Below are 1,186 nucleotides of genomic sequence, written 5' to 3' on the forward strand. Positions count from 1 at the left end.
AAGTGGCAAAGTTTTACTCTGCCCGCAGCAAGACTATCCCGCCACTTCCGTGGCTCACTTTTGCACTGACGTTCTCATCTGGGTGAGACGTTGAACAAGACCGATGCAAACGATGCTGAGGGATTGGCCAAACTTGCCGAAACCGGCTTCTATAAGGCTGTTAGGGTCAAGTCGTTCGAAGCGATGCTGATCCGGTCATTGGTTGCAGCCCGCACGCAACTCCTGGCCATCACGACACAATTGACCAATCAGATCCGTGGTTTGATGAAGACTTTCGGTCTTGTCGTGCCCAAGAGCAAAGGCCGGGTGTTCATAGAAAAGGTTAACGATCTACTGGACGGACATATCGAGTTGAAAGGGATCATCTATCCGCTGCTCGAAGCTTGGCAAGCTGTCAGGGAGCGGGCGTCTACGCTCAGCCGCCAGCTCTTGTTGGCGGCGCGACAGTGCCAAAGCACGCGTTTGCTCATGACGATACCAGGCATCGGGGCGATCACAGCAGTTTCCTATGTGGCCGCTATCGAAGACCCGAGGAACTTTCCGAAGTCCCGATCTGTCGGCGCATGGCTTGGCCTCACCACACGCCGATACCAATCGGGAGAGATGGATTTTAACGGCCACATCTCTCGAAGGGGGGATCAACGATTGCGTGGGCTCCTCTACGAGGCTGCGACCTCGTTGCTTACGAGGACTCGAGCCGAAACGGTCAGTGATCTAAAAACCTGGGGGCTTCAATTGCGCGACCGCCTTGGCTTCAAGCGGGCGGCGGTCGCCGTTGCTCGCAAACTCGCCGTCATCATGCATTCCATGCTGAAGCATAAGCAGCCAGCTCGCAAGTTTAAGGCTCGGGATGACAGGTATTGATCGAGATTCCGTCGTAAAAATTGAATGTGGCCGACATCACTGTTGAGACTTGATCCTTAATCTTACAGATGCCTTCGGCCACCTGAGGCCGGTTACAGGGTAACCATGTTTTGACCAAAAGGGTACAGATCACGTCCGCAGACGAGGACGAAGCCGCGCATAGAGCTGAACACCAATTTGGTGTTCAAGTTCAACCACGATAGCAAACCTTTGGCGCAGCTCATCTGTTGCCCAGCCCCCCATACACCTGAACCGCCCCGGGTTTGCCGGAGAGTTTTTTGTTCAAAACTTAGGCGACGTGATCAAGAGCATTTATGCTCGC

The 1,186-nt window shown here is 54.0% G+C and carries 1 pseudogene; it reads left to right on the forward strand.

Annotation, left to right across the window (positions count from 1 at the left end):
- Nucleotides 1-69: 69 nt before the first annotated feature.
- Nucleotides 70-864: pseudogene (locus tag D8Z78_RS24340) on the forward strand (IS110 family RNA-guided transposase); the annotation flags it as partial.
- Between the last annotated feature and the right edge of the window lie 322 nt (nucleotides 865-1,186).

It is taken from the genome of Tropicibacter alexandrii (assembly GCF_003667315.2).
GTDB lineage: Bacteria > Pseudomonadota > Alphaproteobacteria > Rhodobacterales > Rhodobacteraceae > Tropicibacter > Tropicibacter alexandrii.